We start from the raw sequence: 17,584 nt of genomic DNA, 5'->3' as shown, positions 1-17,584 counted from the left end.
GGGCGGCTCAGCCGGCCGGGGTGAGGTTCTTGGCCACGATCCCCATGTCCGGACCGTTGTACGGGGTGGTCAGCGCGTAGTGGTTCTGCTCGGTCGGGAAGTTGCCGATGTTCTCGGTGCGGTACTCGATCAACGAACTGGACTGCTGGATCGGGATGTACGGCAACTCCTCGACGATCACGTCCTGGATCTTGAACAGGTGTTCCCGGATCGCGTCCCGCTGGTCCGGCGGGGTGTTCTCCATCGCCAGCAGGGCGGCGTCGACGGCGGCGTTACGGAACCGGCCGTAGTTGGAGCCGGCCTGCTGCCCGAGCGGGGCGGTGGTCTTGCTGGCGAACGCCCGGCTGTACCAGGAGTACGCGGTTCCCTCGCTGTAGAGGTTCGTGATGATCACGTCGAAGTCGCCGGTCTGCTGGTCGGTGGAGAAGGCGGTGAACGAGACCTCCTGGGTCTTCATCTCGATGCCGACCGACTTCAGCGACTGGCCCATGATCTGCAACGCGGAGATGTAGTCGTTGTATCCCTGCACCACCTTGACCGTGAACGACAGCCGGCGGCCGGCCTTGGCGTAGACCCCGTCGGCGCCCTTGGCCCAGCCGTCGGCCTGGAGGGTCTGCTCGGCCCGGGCCGGGTCGAACTCCAGCTTGCGGTCCTTGTACTCCGGTTTGATGTAGTCGTCCCAGAGCGGCCGGGGCAACTGGGCCGGGCTGGCCTCCTTGCCGTAGCCGGAGAAGGCCAGCCTGATGATCTGGTCGCGGTCCAGGGCGAGGCTGATCGCCCTACGGACGGCGCCGCTGTCGAACGGCGCCCGGTCCAGGTTCGGGATCAGGTTCGTCAGGTAGAGCTGCGACTCGTTGAGGTACTTGTTGTGCTCCGGGTCCTTGCTGACGTACTGCTTGTCGATGTCGGCGATGAACGAGCCGGCCCAGTCGAGCTGCCCGGCGGCGAGTGCCGCGATCGCGCTGTCCGCGCTGGCGAACTGGTGGAACCGCATCCCCCTGATCTTCGGCTTGCCGCTCTCCCAGTAGTTCGGATTGCGTTCGAAGACGTAGTTCTGCTGGCTGAACGAGGCGACCGTGAACGCGCCGGTGCCGACCGGCTTCTCGTTGGTGTACGCGGACGGGTCGGCGATGGTCGACCAGATGTGCTTCGGCACGATCCAGGTCCGGCCGGCGATCAGGTTCAGCCGGGTGTAGACGCCCTGGCTGAAGGTGAGCGTGACGTGGGTCGGGTCGGTGGCCACCGCCTCGACGATCGGCAGGCCGTTCTGGTTGAGCTTCGGGTTGTCCTTGATCAGCGTGAAGGTGAAGGCCACGTCCTCGGCCGAGAACGGCTTCCCGTCGCTCCACTTCACCCCCTCCCGGATGGTGAAGTTCAGCCGCCGGCCGTTGTCGGCGAACTCGTACCCGGTGGCGAGCTGCGGCTGCACGTCGTCGGCCCGGGCGCCGTTGAAGTAGAGCAGCGCCTCGTAGAGCACGCTCATCGTGCCGGCGACGCTGTTCTGGGAGAACGGGTTGAAGTTCGGCACGAATCCGGCGTTCGCCCCCGAGAAGACATTGATGATCTTGCCCTCGGCGTCGGTGGACCGGTCGCCGTCGTCGCCGCAGCCGGCGGTGCCGCCGGCGACCAGCGTCGCCGTGGCCAGCGCGGCGAGCAGCCGGCGGGCGAGGGTGGGGCGCATCGTTGCCTCCCGGGTCGGGTGTGCTGCGGACGGGATGCCACCTGGTCTCTCCGGGGCAGGTGAGATCGATGACAACACCGAACCGGTTCAGAGTCAATAGATGTCAAGCGATTTTAGGTCGCCCCGGAGCGGCGCTTTCCTCCCCTCCGGTGTATCCGAAAGCAGGCGGAAATCGGGCTCGACGGTGCCCGCTTAACCGGTTCTGTCGATCATCTGGCGTCCGCCGCCATCCCGGCCGGAACGGCCCGGTCGGCCCCGCCGCCCGACGATCAACGGTGAACAGCCGAAACCAGGATGAAATCCGGGCACTGGTACCGTTGCCAGGCCGACAACACTCGCGAGCGAGAGACCGCCCGGCAGCGTGGGGCGGCGCCGAAGGGGCAAATCCTCCCCGGAACCTCTCAGGCAAAAGGAGCCCGCGGGCAGGCGACTGTGGAGCGCTCCGCGACGTTGCGGACGTGACAGAGGGGGAGGTTGCAGCGTCGACCTCGCCCGGGAGTGCCCCCATGACCACAGCGCAGTACCCCACCCGCGACGGCGGAGCGTTCGCCGACCGGCACGTCGGCCCGGACGCCGACGCCGAACGCCGGATGCTGGAGACCGTCGGCTACTCCTCGGTCGACGACCTGATGGACGCCGCCATTCCCGAGGTGATCCGCTGGACCGGCAACCTCGACCTGCCGCCGGCCGCCACCGAGGAGGAGGTGATCGCCGAACTGCGGGCGCTGGCCGACCGGAACACCGTCGCCGTCTCCATGATCGGCCTCGGCTACTCCGGCACCCACACCCCGGCGGTGATCCGCCGCAACGTGCTGGAGAACCCGGCCTGGTACACCGCCTACACGCCGTACCAGCCGGAGATCAGTCAGGGGCGGCTCGAAGCGCTGCTGAACTTCCAGACCATGGTCACCGACCTGACCGGGCTGGCCACCGCGAACGCCTCCATGCTCGACGAGGGCACCGCCGCCGCCGAGGCGATGACCCTGGCCCGCCGCGCCGGCAAGAGCAAGAGCAACGTGTACGTCGTCGACGCCGACACCCTGCCGCAGACCCTCGCCGTACTGGCCACCCGGGCCGAGCCGCTCGGCATCGAGGTACGCGTCCTCGACCTGGCCACCGAACCGCCGCCGGACGACTACTTCGGCCTGCATTTGCAGTACCCGGGCGCCTCCGGCGCGGTCGTCGACCACACCCCGCTGGTCGACGCCGCACACGCCGCCGGGGCACTCGTCACCGTCGCCGCCGACCTGCTCGCGCTGACCCTGCTGCGGCCACCCGGCGAGATCGGTGCCGACATCGCCGCCGGCACCACCCAGCGGTTCGGCGTACCGATGGGCTTCGGCGGCCCGCACGCCGGCTACCTCGCGGTCCGGGCCGGCCTGGAGCGGATGCTGCCCGGCCGGCTGGTCGGGGTCTCCCGGGACGCGGCCGGCGACCCCGCCTACCGGCTGGCGCTCCAGACCCGGGAACAGCACATCCGCCGGGAGAAGGCGACCAGCAACATCTGCACCGCCCAGGTGCTGCTCGCCGTGATGGCCAGCATGTACGCCGTCTACCACGGTCCGGTCGGGCTGCGGGCGATCGCCGAACGCACCGCCCGGCGGGCCGCCGCGCTCGCCGCCGGCCTGCGCACCGTCGACGGGGTCGAGATCGTGCACGAGGCGTTCTTCGACACCGTGCTCGCCCGGTTCCCGGGCCGGGCCGCCGAGGTGGTCACCGAGGCCCGACGGCGCGGGGTCAACCTGCGGCTGGTCGACGCCGACCAGGTAGGCATCGCCTGCGACGAGACCACCACCGAGGCGCACCTGGCGACCGTGCTGGACGCCTTCGGCGCCGTCGCCGGGCAGACCGGCTCCCCGGCACCGACGGACCCGCCGTCCGCGCTGCCGGCCGGGCTCGCCCGGACCAGCGACTACCTGACCCACCCGGTGTTCCGGTCGCACCACTCCGAGACGGCGATGCTGCGCTACCTGCGCCGGCTCGCCGACCTCGACTACGCCCTGGACCGGGGCATGATCCCGCTCGGCTCCTGCACGATGAAGCTGAACGCCACCACCGAGATGGAGCCGGTGAGCTGGCCCGAGTTCGCCAACGTGCACCCGTTCGCCCCGGACGAGCAGACCGCCGGCTACCGCGACCTGGTGGGCTCCCTGGAGGGCTGGCTGGCCGAGGTGACCGGGTACGACGCCGTCAGCGTCCAGCCGAACGCCGGCTCCCAGGGCGAACTCGCCGGCCTGCTGGCGATCCGCGCCTACCACCGGGACCGGGGGGAGGGGCACCGGGACGTCTGCCTGATCCCGTCCTCGGCGCACGGCACCAACGCGGCAAGCGCGGTGATGGCCGGAATGCGGGTGGTGGTGGTCGGCTGCGATCCCGACGGCGACGTCGACCTGGCCGACCTCGACCGCAAGATCGAGGCGCACCGGGACACCCTCGCCGCGATCATGGTCACGTACCCGTCCACGCACGGCGTCTACGAGGGCGGCATCGCCGCGCTCTGCGCCAAGGTGCACGACGCGGGCGGCCAGGTGTACGTGGACGGGGCCAACCTCAACGCCCTGCTCGGGTACGCCAAGCCGGGCCGGTTCGGCGCCGACGTGTCCCACCTGAACCTGCACAAGACGTTCTGCATCCCGCACGGCGGCGGTGGCCCCGGGGTCGGCCCGGTGGCGGTACGGGCACACCTGGCCCCGTACCTGCCGGGCGACCCGAGCGGTGCCGACGGCCGGCCGGCGATCTCGGCGGCCCGGTACGGCTCGGCCGGCATCCTGCCGATCCCGTGGGCGTACCTGCGGCTGATGGGGCCGGACGGGCTGCGCCGGGCGACCGGGGTGGCGGTACTCGCCGCCAACTACGTCGCGGCACGGCTGCGCGGCCACTTCCCGGTGCTCTACGCCGGCAACAAGGGCCTGGTCGCGCACGAGTGCATCCTCGACCTGCGCCCGCTGACCAAGGCGACCGGGGTCAGCGTGGACGACGTGGCGAAGCGGCTGGTCGACTACGGTTTCCACGCCCCGACGATGTCGTTCCCGGTGGCCGGCACCCTGATGGTCGAGCCGACCGAGAGCGAGGACCTGACCGAACTCGACCGGTTCTGCGACGCGATGATCGCGATCCGGGCCGAGATCGACAAGGTCGGGTCAGGGGAGTGGCCGAAGGGGGACAACCCGCTCGCCAACGCGCCGCACACCGCGGCGATGGTGACCGGCGACGAGTGGTCTCACCCGTACCCGCGGTCGGTGGCCGGCTATCCGACCGGGGTCGACCGGCGGGCGAAGTACTGGCCGCCGGTACGTCGCATCGACGGCGCGTACGGCGACCGCAACCTGGTCTGCGCCTGCCCGCCGCCCGAGGCGTTCGAGAACTGACGGATAGTTGACCGACCGGCGCGTCAGGTGCCGGTCGGTCACTTTGAGTAATGGCTTAACCGACCAGGGCGTGCCGGGCCGGGCCACGGTGCGGCGCTATGGTGCTGCCGTCGGGCAGCAGCTCACCGGTGTCCTCGAAGAGGATGACGCCGTTGCAGAGCAGGCTCCACCCCTGCTCACGGAAGCAGGCGAGGACGCGGGCCGCTTCCCGGTCGGTTGCTTCAGCGGAGGGGCAGGTCGGTTCGTGCTGGCACATCGGGTTCTCCGGACTATGGGGGCGCTGTGGCATGGTTCACATGACCAGTGACGGACGGTACCCCTTCACACCCAGTGATGACGAGCGGGTATCCGTCTCTGACCGAGGAAATCCACTTTTCGGATGAGGCAGATCGAACCGTACGTCGTGGAAGCGCTCCCATTCGCGCCCCCGGGAGCGCCCGCGAGCTGCGTACCCCGGCTCGTCGAACACGACCGGCTTCAATGCCGGGCCGACGGTCCCGACGACCCCGCCACGCTGCTGGAAGAGTTCCTCGCCGGACACGGCCTCCCGGTCCGCGACCTGACCCGGCCCGGCACCCACCCGCCCGACGCGCCGGCCGGCACCGTCTGCGGCGCCGCCGTCTTCGTCTCCGCCGCCGCCGGAGCGCGGATGGTCGGCGCCGCCACCGGCCCGGCCAGCCCGGCCCCCGCCGTCCCCGACCTGGTGGCGGTGGTCTACCGACACGACGACCCCACCCCGAACGGCCGGCCGGACCGAACCCGGACCGACGACTGGGCCCTCGGCCCGTGGACCGAGAGCTGGACGCCGGAACAGCACGCCGACGCGGTACACCAGGCCCGGGAAGCCATCGCGGCCGGCGACATCTACCAGGTCAACGTCGTCGGACACGGCTGCGCCGAGTACACCGGCGACCCGCGACCGGCGCTGCGCCGGCTTGCCCGGCTGCCCGGCGCCCGCTACGGCGGCGTGCTCACCGGCGACGGCTGGGCGATCGGCTGCGCCTCCCCGGAGACCCTGGTCGAGGTGACCGACGGTCGGGTCTACACCCGGCCGATCAAGGGCACCCGGCCAGCGACCGGACCGGGTCGGCGGGAACTGCTCGAATCCGCCAAGGAACGCGCCGAACATGTGATGATCGTCGACCTGGAACGCAACGACCTCGCCCGGATCGCCCGCACCGGCACCGTACGCGTCGACGAGCTGTACGCCATCCGCCGCTGGTCCGACCTGTGGCAGGCCGAGTCCACCGTCTCCGCCGTCCTCGCCGACGGCCACGGGCTCGCCGACCTGCTCCGCGCGGTCTGCCCCGGCGGCTCCGTCACCGGCGCCCCCAAACTCTCCGCGCTGGCCCGGATCGCCGCCCTCGAACCCGTCGGCCGGGGCGCCAGCATGGGCGGGCTCGGCTGGATCGGCCCCGACCGGCTCGACCTCGGACTGACCATCCGGACCGTGGCGGCCGACACCGACCGGGTACACGTCTGGGCCGGCGGCGGCATCACCTGGGGCAGCGACCCGGCGGCCGAGGTCGCCGAGGCGGCGGCAAAGGCCCGCCCGGTCCGGGCCACCCTGGCCGGCCACCACCCGCCCCGCTGACCCCCGCACCGCCCGGCCGCCGTTCCGGGCTTCCCGGCCCCGGCCCGGCCGGCACCCGGTGCTCCCGGCCCCGCCGGACCGGCATCGGTCCTCGGCGGGACGGTGGGTTCTCGGCCGAGGGCGGGTGCGGGTGCGGTTCAGGCGCCGAGCAGGTCGGCCAGCGCGTCGGCGGGGTCGGTCCGGGGCATCCCGGCCGGCCACCAGTCGCCGTCGGCCACCTCCCGGTACGGATACCACCGGCCGTCACGGCCGAACCGCAACTGGGCCCGCTGCTCCGGGAACGTCCACCGGTTGCGCCACACCTGGGGTTCCGGCAACTCGTCACCGGCCCCACCCGTGGCGAGGCTGGCCCGAGCCCGGGCCAGCCGTACCGGCGGTGGCCGCCACGACTCGTCCAGCACGGCGAGCCCGCCGTGGCCGCCGTACTCCCAGGCCCGGACCGCCCGGTCGAACTCCCGGCCGGTCCGCCCGCTCGCCTGCCGCAGCCGGGCCAGCACCGGACCGGTCGCCCCGACCGCGAGCCGGACCGCGTCCGACCCCTCCGGCAACACCCACCCGTCGACCTCCGCACCGACGGCGCCGAGCAGCGCGGCGGCCCGGCCGGCGGCGTTCTCGACCAGCCCGCGCAGCGCCTCCGCCGGAACCCCCGGGGCGCCCGGCAGCGGCGGCCCCGACACCCCCGGCTCCGGATCGAACGGCGGGGGAGCGGGCAGCGGCGGATCCGGCCGGGCGTACGCCCGCTCGGCCGGCACCCCGGCACCGGGCCGCCGCGCCCGATCCGTCGGGGTCGCCGTCGGCCGTCGGCCCCGTCGGCGCAGCTCGGCGACGACCTCCCGGGCACCCCGGCCCCGGATCAGCAGCAGCACGAACGGGTCGGCGTCGAGCAGCCAGGCCACCTGGTAGCAGAGCGCGGCGGCATGCCGGCACGCCGCCGCGGCCCACTCCGGGCAGTCGCACTCCGGTTGCAGGTCGCCGAGGCCCGGCAGCAGCCAGATGCCGGCGTCGTCGGCCGCCGAGGCGAGGTCACGCGGCATCTCCCCGTCGAGCAGCGCGGCGATGTGCCCGGCCTTCGCCGCCACCTGGTCCAGGAACCGGGACCACTGCGCGTCGGTCATCGGCTCCACGAACACCCGGGTCCGGTACGGCACGTCCCGCACCCCGTCGTGCACCTCGGCCGCGATCCGGCCCGAACTGACGGTGATCGAACCGACGTGCCCGGTCGACGCCAGCCGGCGCCCGCCACGCAGCAGGGTCTGGTCGAGCGCGCTGTCCTCCAGGGCCCGGATCCAGGCGTCACCCCACCAGGAGCGGTTCTGCCGGCCCCGCCGCCCCGGCGGAAACGCCGGAAACCCCCGTACCCGGTCGTCGGCGCTCATCCGGCCACCACCCCGCCCCGTCGTCCCGTGCTCCGCCGCGTTCCCGCGTCCTGGTGCGTTCCCGTGTTCCGGGGCGGCGTTCCCGGACGCCGTGCCGTTCCGGCCGGGCCGGGCTCCGCCACCCGCCGCACGCCGGCCCTCGCAGCCCACCTCAAGCCGGCCCCCGCAGTTCGACCAGGGCCGCCAGCTCGGCGTCGGACAGTTCCGTCAACGCGGCCTCCCCGCCGGCGAGTACCGCGTCGGCGAGATCCCGCTTCCCGGCGAGCAGGGCGGCGATGCGGTCCTCGACCGTCCCCTCGGTGACCAGCCGGTGCACCTGCACCGGACGCGTCTGCCCGATCCGGTACGCCCGGTCGGTGGCCTGCTCCTCGACCGCCGGGTTCCACCACCGGTCGTAGTGCACCACGTGATCGGCCCGGGTCAGGTTCAGACCGGTACCGGCCGCCCGCAACGACAGCAGGAAGACCGGCACGTCACCGCCCTGGAACCGGCGTACCTGCTCGTCGCGTCGGGCCACCGGGGTGCCGCCGTGCAGCAACTGGGCCGGTACGCCCCGGTCGGCGAGATGCCGCTCGATCAGCCGGGCCATCGCGACGTACTGGGTGAAGACCAGCACCGCGCCGCCTTCGGCGAGGATCGTGTCGACCAGCTCGTCGAGCAGTTCCAGCTTGCCGGAACGACCGGCCAGTCGGGGCCGCGCCTCCTTCAGGTAGTGCGCCGGATGGTTGCAGACCTGCTTCAACGAGGTCAGCAGTTGCAGCACCAGGCCACGGCGGGCCATCCCGGAACTGTCCCGGATCCGCTCCAACGTCTCCCGGACCACCGCCTCGTACAGGCCGGCCTGCTCACCCGTCAACCCGACCGGATGGTCGGTCTCGGTCTTCGGCGGCAGCTCCGGCGCGATCCCCGGATCGGACTTGCGGCGGCGCAACAGGAACGGCCCGATCAACCGGGTCAGCCGCGCCGCCGCCTCCGGATCACGGCCGGACTCGATCGGCGCCGCCCACCGGGCCCGGAACCGGGGCAGCGGACCGAGCAGCCCCGGTGTGGTCCAGTCGAGGATCGCCCACAGCTCCGACAGGTTGTTCTCCACCGGGGTACCGGTGAGGGCCACCCGGGCGGCGGCCGGAAGCTGACGCAGCGCCCGAGCGGTACCCGACGCCCGGTTCTTGGCGTGCTGCGCCTCGTCGGCGACGACCAGCCCCCACCGCAGTGCACCGAGCCGCGCCACGTCCAGCCGCATCGTGCCGTACGTGGTCAGCACGAACCCGTCGGCCAGCCCGGTCAGGTCCCGCCGGGCGCCGTGGAAGCGCCGCACCGGGGTACCCGGGGCGAACCGGTTGATCTCCCGCTCCCAGTTGCCGAGCAGCGAGGCGGGACAGACCACCAGGGTCGGCCCGGCGGTCGCCGGATCCGCCTGCCGATGCAGGTGCAGCGCGATCAGGGTGACGGTCTTGCCGAGCCCCATGTCGTCGGCGAGGCAGCCACCGAGGCCCAGTTCCGTCATCCGGGCCAACCAGCGCAGCCCGCGTACCTGGTAGTCCCGCAGGGTGGCGGTCAGTCCGGCCGGCACCCCGACCCGCTCCGGTTCGTCGCCAGCGCGTCCCGGCGCGTTCTCGTCCTCGTTCCCGGCGCCGGCCCGCTCCGGGTCCGCGATCCGCCGCCGCAGCCGGTCCAGCCAGCCGGTGGCGTCGACCTCCACCGGACGCCCGTCGACCTCCACCGTCCCGGTCAGCGCCGCACCGAGCGCCTCGACCGCGCCCAGCGGCGGCAGCCCCGGCTTGCGGGCCCGGGTGGCCAGCTCCGGGTCGACCAGCACCCACTGGTCCCGCAGCCGAACCACCGGCCGGTGCGCCTCGGCGAGCACGTCCAGTTCGGCGGCGGTCAGCGGTCGCCCGCCGAGGGCGAGCTGCCAGTCGAACCGGAGCAGCCCGTCGCCGCCGAAGAACGCGGCCAGGTCCGACGGCGGCGCCTCGGCGGACCCGAGTACCGCCCGGGAGGTCAGTCCGGCGGTCAGCTCGCGGGGCCAGTGCACCGCCACCCCGACCGCGCCGAGCCGGCCGGCCGCGTCGGCGACCAGCTCGGTCACCTCCTCGTCGGTCAGCACGAGCTGGTCGGGGACGGCGGCGTCCAGCAGGTAGCGCAGCGGCGGCCAGACCTGCGCCGCCCGGCGGATCGCGAGCGTGGCGTCGATCCGGGCCCGTGCCCCGAACTCGGCGACGGTGCCCTGCCACAGTGCTGCCGCGTCGACCACCAGCGCCGGGTCGACGAGGCTGTGCACCTGCACCACCGCCCGCAGTCCGGGCCGGGCGAAGTCGCCGTCGACGGCCTCCAGCCGCACCGACACGCGTACCCCGGAGTCGAGGCCGGCGGAGACCTCCTCGGCCCAGCCGCGCAGCCGGGGCACCGGCTGCGGTGCCGGCGCGGCGAACACGTCGGTCCCGGCGGCGTGCCGGGCGGCGGGGGACCGGGGCAGGGTGTCGGCGACCGCGTCGAGGAAGGCGCGCAGCAGCCCGGCCGCCTCCGGCAGCAGCGGTGCCGTCGGCCCGACCGCAGGGCCCGGTTCCACCGGAATCCCCGACCCCTCCGGGTGCGACCGGCCCAGGGACGGGTCTTCCCGGGATGCCCGCTCGTCCCGGGTCGCCGATCCGTCCGACGACGGCGGGTAGGCCGGGCCGGGGTCCAGCGGCCTCGCTCGGGCCCGGGTCGGCATCGCCCCGGCCAGTTCCCGGATCCGGGCCGCGTCGGCGGCGTCCAGCGCCCCGACCGACCAGGCGTCGAAGCCGCCCGGCGACACCGTCGGCAGGATCCGCCGCCGGGCCACCAGGTGCAGCGCCAGCACCGTCGCCGCGGCCCAGTAGGCCATCGCCGGATCGACCGGGTCCGACGTCCGGTCGGCGCGGCCAGCCAGCAGCAGTGGCAGCGCCGCACCGACCGCCAGCCGCCGGGCCGGTACCACCCGGGCCCGCACCCCGGACCCGTCCGGTACGACAACGGTCAGCTCGCCGGCCCGCCCCGGCCCGTCGCCCGGCAGTAGGCCGCCGTCCGGCCGCCAGAACGCCACCGTCCCGGCCCGGGGCGGATCGGCCGGCTCGAACACCACCGCACAGCCCACCGTCCACCGCTCGTCCCGGTCGACTTCCACCATCGGATCCGGTCGCATGTCCGGTCGCGCCCCCTCACCTGCCAGCCGCCCCGCCGGGCGACCCCGCCTCGACCGAACGCCACCCGAACTGGCCCCGAGCATTATACCGTACGTCATACGGAAATCCCGCCCGGGCGATCGACGCAGCCCACCGGCCACCACCCAAGACGCCGTCCTCCCGACGCCCGCCCGACCGCCATCGCGCCGCCCGTCCGCGCCGACCGCACCACCGGGGCTCCGCGACGAGTTGCGACTCCCGGCAGAACCGAAGGATGGTGTGCAACTCGTCCAGCCCGGCCAGCACCCCGGAGGGACGCCGGCACACCCGGCACGGGTAACGAACCGATAAGGTTCCGGTCATGACGATGCGGCCCATCCGGATCATCGGAGACCCCGTGCTCCGCACCCCGTGCGAACCGGTCACCAGCTTCGACGCCGAACTACGCGGCCTCGTCACCGACCTGATGGACACCCTGCTCGGCGCACCCGGCCGGGCCGGCGTCGCCGCACCCCAGATCGGCATCAGCGCCCAGGTCTTCGTCTACGACGCCGACGGGCACCGCGGCCACCTGATCAACCCCACCCTCGAACTCTCCACCGAACAACAGGACGACGACGAGGGCTGCCTCTCCATCCCGGGCCTCTACTTCCCGACCCCGCGCGCCATGCACGCCACCGCACACGGCCTCGACCAGCACGGCGAACCGCTCACCATCACCGGCAGCGGCTTCCTCGCCCGCGCGCTCCAGCACGAAACCGACCATCTCCTCGGCCGGCTCTACGTCGACACGCTGCGCGGCGACACCCGACGCCGCGCCCTCCGCGAGATCCGCGCCGGCCGCTTCGCCACCCCCGACCGGTAACCCCCGACCCGACGGGCAACTCCCGAACGGGCCCGGGCAGACAGCGGCCCGGCGTACGCCCCGCCGAACACGCCGCCGGCCAACGAGACGATCTCCGCCATCCGCCCCCGGTCTCCTGACCGTGCGGGCCGGCCGAGTCCCGCCGCGACCAGGCCGCTCAGCGACCCCGACGACGCCGCAACCAGATGCCGAGCACGCCCAACGCCACGAACACCAGCGCGGAACAACACAGCGCTTTGAAGATCACGCCGAAACTGTCGCACATCCCGCCGTAAGGTGTGCAGGTGCGCCTGGCTACCTTCAACGTGCTGCACGGCCGATCCCCGCACGACGGCCTCGTCGACGAGACCCGGCTCGCCGCCGCCGTCGCCACCCTCGACGCCGACATCCTCGCCCTCCAGGAAGTCGACCGGGACCAGTCCCGCAGCAACCACCTAGACCTCACCGCCATCGCCGCCCAGGCGATGAACGCCCCCGAACACCGCTTCGCCGCCGCCGTCGTCGGCACCCCCGGCGAACGGTTCCGGCCGCTGACCCACGACGACGACGGACACGGCGAACCCCTCTACGGCATCGGCCTGATCAGCCGGTACCCGGTCCGGTCCTGGCAGGTAACCCGCCTCGCCTCGGCACCCGTACGCTCCCCGGTGATCGACCCCGGCCCACGCGGCGGAATCATCATGCTCCGCGACGAACCCCGGGTCGTCCTCGCCGCCATCCTCGACACCCCGTACGGGCCGATCACCGCCGCCGCCACCCACTTGTCCTTCGTACCCGGCTGGAACGTCCGACAACTGCGCCAGGTCATCCGCGCCCTGCGTACCCTGCCCGCACCCCGGATCCTGCTCGGCGACCTCAACCTGCCCGCCGGCCTCGCCACCCTCGTCTCCGGCTGGCGCTCCCTGGCCCGCCGCCCCACCTACCCGGCCAGACAGCCCCGGGTCCAACTCGACCACATCCTCGCCGACCCCCGCGACGGCCACGCACTGCCCGCCGTCACCGCCGCCGACACACCCGTCGCCACCATCTCCGACCACCGCCCACTCGTCATCGACCTCGCCTGAACACCACGACGGCGACCGGCAGCCGGACCTACCTCGTCGAACACCGCCGCCCGCACCCGGCGGACCGAGCCACGTGCCCGGCGGGGGGAGCAGCACCACCCGACCACCTCCGCGAACCAGCCGACGCACCCGACCGGGAACCAGCCAACCCCCGACCCGCCACCCGCACACCGGGAAGTAGCATCCGCACGCGGCGCCCCGACCCCCGCCGCGCCGCCGCACCCGGAGGTGACATCGGTGGACCAGCCGGTCCGGCTCGCCATAGACCTCGGCACCACCCACACCGTCGCCATGGTCCGCCGAGACACCCACCAACCGGCCCGAACCCTGCTCTTCGACGGCAGCCCCCTGCTCGCCTCCGCCACCCACCTCGGCCCCGACGGCACCGTGCACACCGGACGAGACGCCGTCCGGCTCGGCGGCACCGACCCGCAACGCTACGAACCACACCCGAAACGCCGCATCGACGACGGCACCCTGCTGCTCGGCACCGACGAGGTACCCGTCGAACGACTCCTCACCGCCACCCTGCGCCGAGTCGCCGACGAAGCCCGTACCGCCGGCGTCGACCCCGCCGCCACCACCGTCCTCACCTGCCCCGCCGACTGGGGCCAACCCCGCCGCACCCTGCTCCGCACCGCCGCCGCCCACGCCGGCCTCGGACCCGTACGCCTCCTCGACGAACCCGTCGCCGCCGCCACCTACTGCGCCCAGGTCCTCCACCAGCAACTACCCGTCGGCGGCGCCATCGGCATCTTCGACTTCGGCGGCGGCACCCTCGACGTCGCCGTCGTCCGCCGCGAACCCACCGCACTACGCGTCCTCGCCACCGGCGGCCTCGACGACCTCGGCGGCCTCGACATCGACGACGCCCTCGTCGCCCACCTCGGCCAACTCGTCGCACTCCGCGACCCCGAACAGTGGCGACGACTGCACCACCCCGACACCCCCGCCGAACGCCGCGACCGGCAGACGTTCTGGACCGAGGTCCGCGCCGCCAAGGAAATGCTCTCCCGCACCGCCAGCGCCCCCGTCCAGGTACCCGGCCGCGACGACCCGCTGCACCTCACCCGCGACGAACTCGACCGGATCGCCGGACCACTCGTCGCCCGCGCCGTCGACGAAACCCGCCGCACCCTCGACCGGGCCGGCGTCGACGCCCGCCACCTCACCGGCCTGCTGCTCGTCGGCGGATCCAGCCGACTGCCCCTGGTCGCCAGCCGCCTGCACGCCCGACTCGGCATCGCACCCACCGTCCCCGAACAACCCGAACTCCCCGTCGCGTACGGCGCCATCCACCACACCGGACCCGACACCGCCACCCGCCACCCGGCCACCCCAACCAGCGGCCCGCCCCACCCCCCGGTCAGCTTCCCGCCGACACCCGGAGCCGCGTCCGCACCGACGCCGCCCCTGCCACCACCCGGCCCGACCGGCGGACAACCGCCACACCCACCCGCCGGCCCTCCGCGACCGACCACGCCGCCACCCGCACCACCGGCCAGCCCGCGCCGCCGACGGATCCGCCGACTCCTCGTCACCAGCACCACGTTCCTCGCCGTCGCCGGCTGCGTCGGCACCGTCGTCGTCGGCGGGGAGTGGCTGACCAACCAGATCGGCGCCCTCAACCTCGGCATCCTCGACGCCGGCCCGCCCGCCACCGGAACCCTCGACCAGGCCAACAGCCACTCCAGCAGCCGCCGGGGCGCCGCCGCCGTCACCGTACGCGGCACCGACGTGATCTCCGCCGTCGCCGGCAACCGCAGCACCGAAGTCATCGCACTGACCGCCGCCACCGGTCCACCCCGATGGACGGCAACCCTGCCGATCGAACCCAGAGACCTGCGGATCACCGCCGTCGAAGACCTGATCGTCGTCGACGGTGAGGACTCCGTCACCAACGGCGGCGAAGACGTCCGCGCCGTACTCGACGGCAGGAACGGACGGCTGCTCTGGCAACGCCCCTGGCCCGACCGCGCCGACGTCGCCTACTACGGCACCGACGCAATCGTCGAGACCCTCGGCGACTCCGACGAACTCGCGATCAGCCGCGTCAACCTGCGCACCGGCCGCCAGGTGTGGAACAAGTCCGGCGAACCCGACCTGCTCACCATCGACGAACACCGCGCCGAACCGGTACGCCAGTGGCGCACCCCCGGCACACCCGCCCCCGGCGCCCTGCCCGCCGTCGCCGGCAGCTACCACGACACGCCCGGCGGCACCCAGACCATCGTCGAACTCGACTCCGCCAACGACCGCGGCTACCTGCTCGACGCCAACACCGGAAAGGTCCGGGGAAGCGGCAAACTACCCCTCGAACCCGACCTCTGGACCGCACACGACAACACGGTGATCGGCAAGACCACCGGCGACGACCACGTCCTCGCCGCCTACGACGTACCCCGGTTGCGGCAGCGCTGGACCGTGCCGCTCGCCGCCGGTGACATCGTCGAACGGATCAAACCCTGTGCGCCGACCCGGATCTGCGTCGCGATCACCAACAGCGCCGAGCACCGCGTCGTCGCGATCAACACCCGCAGCGGAAAGCCGGACTGGACCGTACCCACCGAACACTCCGACGAGAACTGGTACGCCCACGGCGACACCCTGGTCACCGGACGAGGCACCTTCGACTCGCTCAGCAACCCCCGACTGATCAGCGGCACCAGCGGCGAGGCGCGGCGAAAACTCCCCGAGCGCGCCAACCTCGAAGCCGCCGCCGACGGACGACTCGTCCTCGGCACCGTCACCGGCTCACCGACGCGCTGGCACCTCCAGGTCGAGGACACCACCACCGACGAAGGCACCGACCGGTTCGCCGTCGGCGACAAGGTCCCCGAACAGGTGGCGATCGCCGGCAACCTGGTCGGAGTCGTCACCGCCGACCGGCGCACCCTGGTACTCAACATCTCCGGCCTGCGCACCGCCGCACCCGGCTAGCTACCGTCCCGGCGCGGCCCCGCGCGGCCTCCTGGACCGCCCCCACGGAGTCGACGGGGATCCTCCGGCGGGCGCCGTCCGGGCTCCGCCCCGGTCCACCCAGACCCGGCCGGTCCACCGGAACCCGAGCCGCGAGGCAGCCGCTAATCGGACCCGCCCGTGGCCAGCTGCCCCGACAGCAGCCGGCCCAGCGACCGGTTGGTGCGGTTCGCCCGTACCGCCGCCCGCTCCTGCTCGGCGGTCACCTCGATGTAGTTCTGACTCGTCGCCAGACTCGCGTGCCCCAGCAACCGCATGATCTCCGGCGCGCTCGCCCCGTCCTCGGCCAGCCGGGTCGCGAAGGTGTGCCGCAGCGCGTGCAGTCGCGCCCCCGGCGGCACCCGGTCGGTGATCCCGGCCCGCCGATAGCAGGACTCCACCAGATATTGCAGGCCGCCCCGGCGCAGCGGCACACCGTGCCGGTCGACCAGCAGCGCCGAGTCCGGCCCGACCGTACGCGACCCGAAGCGGTGACGCCGGCTCTCCAGATAGTCCACGATCACCTGGTCGAGTTCCGGCTCCACCGGAATCATCCGGGACCGGCTGCCCTTGCCGGTCACCTCGACCCGACGCTCACCCTCCCGACCGACCAGCGACCCCGTCCGCAGCGCCAACAGCTCGGACAGGCGCAGCCCGGCACAGAGCGCCAGGGCCAGCACCGCGAGGTCCCGCTCCGGCCACGGATGGCGCTGCCGCTGGTCCGGCCGGGCGACCCCGGCCAGCAACTGCTCCGGCGTACGCTCGCCGCGCAGCGGCTTCGGCGGCGCGGGCGGCACCCGGGGCTTGGCCACCGCCGGCATCGGATTTCCGCCCACGACCGCCTCGGCGACGAGGAAGTCGAAGAAACCGTTCCAGGTGGACCAGGCCCGGTGGATGGAGGCGGCGGCCCGGGGAGCGGCGAACCGGGCGAAGGCCGCCCGCAGCGACCGGGAGGTCAGGGCGCGGATCGGCAGCTCCGCCAGGGGGAGGGGAGTGGCGGGGTCGTCGGCGACCAACTGAGCGACCCCCAGCAGGTCCCGCCGGTACGCCGCCAGCGAGTGCGGGGAGGGCTTGCGGGTGGCCCGGGAGGTCAGGAACTGCTCGACGAGGGGGAGTAGCAGAAAGTCCTCTTTGTCCTGCATAACGAATATTATGCATGATTCAGGACAGTTCGGCGAGTCAGGCGATCTTGAAACTCTCTCGTGGCCGGCCCGACACCGGTCGGGGCCAGACCGGGAGAGCGGCCGACCGGCCGGTGCTCGGGACGGCTTCCGTCACACCGAAACCGGTGGCGAACTGCTCGCAGGTGAACGGCGACCGACGACGGTCGCTCCGGCGTTCCGGTCGGCCACGACGTTCCAGGTCTCCGACACCGACCTGAGCACGAGGACGATGCGGGGTCATCGTGCTCGGGGCGCCAACCCAGCCAGCCTCGCCGTCAGGTCGGGTTCGGCGCTCTTGAGGTGCCGCGCGGCGGGGAGAACGTCTGACGGAAGTGGCCGAATCTCCGGGATGTAGTTCTTCACCCCGAAACA

Annotated in this window: 10 protein-coding genes and 1 riboswitch; of the genes, 5 read left to right on the top strand and 5 right to left on the bottom strand. The window is 73.2% G+C overall.

The window, feature by feature from the left end; all coding sequences use genetic code 11:
- Positions 1 to 7: 7 nt before the first annotated feature.
- Positions 8 to 1,681 (bottom strand): ABC transporter substrate-binding protein, encoded by a 1,674-nt coding sequence (locus Pen02_RS12735; protein ID WP_203866188.1) that lies wholly within the window; start codon positions 1,679 to 1,681, stop codon positions 8 to 10.
- A gap of 330 nt (positions 1,682 to 2,011) precedes the next feature.
- A riboswitch (glycine riboswitch) is annotated at positions 2,012 to 2,108 on the top strand.
- Positions 2,109 to 2,187: 79 nt separating this feature from the next.
- Here Pen02_RS12735 and gcvP point away from each other — a divergent pair.
- On the top strand, positions 2,188 to 5,049 hold the full coding sequence (gene gcvP / locus Pen02_RS12730; RefSeq protein WP_203866187.1) for an aminomethyl-transferring glycine dehydrogenase: 2,862 nt from the start codon (positions 2,188 to 2,190) through the stop codon (positions 5,047 to 5,049).
- A 55-nt stretch (positions 5,050 to 5,104) separates the two neighbouring features.
- On the opposite strand, the gene Pen02_RS12725 is transcribed toward gcvP, so the two are convergent.
- Positions 5,105 to 5,305 (bottom strand): DUF5999 family protein, encoded by a 201-nt coding sequence (locus Pen02_RS12725; RefSeq protein ID WP_101365960.1) that lies wholly within the window; start codon positions 5,303 to 5,305, stop codon positions 5,105 to 5,107.
- 123 nt (positions 5,306 to 5,428) lie between these two features.
- On the opposite strand from Pen02_RS12725, the gene Pen02_RS12720 reads away from it, so the two are divergent.
- On the top strand, positions 5,429 to 6,643 hold the full coding sequence (locus Pen02_RS12720) for a chorismate-binding protein (RefSeq protein WP_203866186.1): 1,215 nt from the start codon (positions 5,429 to 5,431) through the stop codon (positions 6,641 to 6,643).
- A 137-nt stretch (positions 6,644 to 6,780) separates the two neighbouring features.
- On the opposite strand, the gene Pen02_RS12715 is transcribed toward Pen02_RS12720, so the two are convergent.
- Both Pen02_RS12715 and Pen02_RS12710 read right to left on the bottom strand, forming a co-directional pair.
- The gene (locus Pen02_RS12715) at positions 6,781 to 8,019 is read right to left on the bottom strand and encodes an SWIM zinc finger family protein (protein WP_203866185.1); all 1,239 of its coding nucleotides are present in this window, start codon (positions 8,017 to 8,019) and stop codon (positions 6,781 to 6,783) included.
- 151 nt (positions 8,020 to 8,170) lie between these two features.
- Positions 8,171 to 11,167, bottom strand: a complete 2,997-nt coding sequence (locus tag Pen02_RS12710) for an SCO1167/SCO6262 family helicase (RefSeq protein WP_239140557.1) — start codon at positions 11,165 to 11,167, stop codon at positions 8,171 to 8,173.
- Between the two features lie 356 nt (positions 11,168 to 11,523).
- Between Pen02_RS12710 and def the strand changes: the two genes are divergently transcribed.
- The 3 genes from def to Pen02_RS12695 all read left to right on the top strand — a co-directional run bounded on the left by def (position 11,524) and on the right by Pen02_RS12695 (position 16,031).
- Positions 11,524 to 12,027, top strand: a complete 504-nt coding sequence (gene def / locus Pen02_RS12705) for a peptide deformylase (protein WP_203866184.1) — start codon at positions 11,524 to 11,526, stop codon at positions 12,025 to 12,027.
- Positions 12,028 to 12,311: 284 nt separating this feature from the next.
- Positions 12,312 to 13,091 carry an endonuclease/exonuclease/phosphatase family protein gene (locus Pen02_RS12700; protein WP_203866183.1) on the top strand — a complete coding sequence of 260 codons (780 nt, stop codon included), beginning with the start codon at positions 12,312 to 12,314 and terminating at the stop codon, positions 13,089 to 13,091.
- 237 nt (positions 13,092 to 13,328) lie between these two features.
- On the top strand, positions 13,329 to 16,031 hold the full coding sequence (locus Pen02_RS12695; protein WP_203866182.1) for a hsp70 family protein: 2,703 nt from the start codon (positions 13,329 to 13,331) through the stop codon (positions 16,029 to 16,031).
- Between the two features lie 143 nt (positions 16,032 to 16,174).
- Here Pen02_RS12695 and Pen02_RS12690 read toward each other — a convergent pair whose 3' ends face one another.
- Positions 16,175 to 17,191 (bottom strand): tyrosine-type recombinase/integrase, encoded by a 1,017-nt coding sequence (locus Pen02_RS12690; protein ID WP_203866181.1) that lies wholly within the window; start codon positions 17,189 to 17,191, stop codon positions 16,175 to 16,177.
- Between the last annotated feature and the right edge of the window lie 393 nt (positions 17,192 to 17,584).

It is taken from the genome of Plantactinospora endophytica (genome assembly GCF_016862915.1).
GTDB classification, from domain to species: Bacteria; Actinomycetota; Actinomycetes; order Mycobacteriales; family Micromonosporaceae; genus Plantactinospora; species Plantactinospora endophytica.
This window is presented reverse-complemented; position numbering and strand designations above follow the sequence as displayed.

What these genes read in the sequence shown, in the direction of transcription:
- Pen02_RS12710 (WP_239140557.1), bottom strand. Translation starts at nt 11,167, where the DNA reads ATGGTGGAAGTCGACCGGGACGAGCGGTGGACGGTGGGCTGTGCGGTG.
- def (WP_203866184.1), top strand. Translation starts at nt 11,524, where the DNA reads ATGACGATGCGGCCCATCCGGATCATCGGAGACCCCGTGCTCCGCACC.
- Pen02_RS12725 (WP_101365960.1), bottom strand. Translation starts at nt 5,305, where the DNA reads ATGTGCCAGCACGAACCGACCTGCCCCTCCGCTGAAGCAACCGACCGG.
- Pen02_RS12720 (WP_203866186.1), top strand. Translation starts at nt 5,429, where the DNA reads ATGAGGCAGATCGAACCGTACGTCGTGGAAGCGCTCCCATTCGCGCCC.
- Pen02_RS12735 (WP_203866188.1), bottom strand. Translation starts at nt 1,681, where the DNA reads ATGCGCCCCACCCTCGCCCGCCGGCTGCTCGCCGCGCTGGCCACGGCG.
- gcvP (WP_203866187.1), top strand. Translation starts at nt 2,188, where the DNA reads ATGACCACAGCGCAGTACCCCACCCGCGACGGCGGAGCGTTCGCCGAC.
- Pen02_RS12715 (WP_203866185.1), bottom strand. Translation starts at nt 8,019, where the DNA reads ATGAGCGCCGACGACCGGGTACGGGGGTTTCCGGCGTTTCCGCCGGGG.
- Pen02_RS12690 (WP_203866181.1), bottom strand. Translation starts at nt 17,191, where the DNA reads ATGCAGGACAAAGAGGACTTTCTGCTACTCCCCCTCGTCGAGCAGTTC.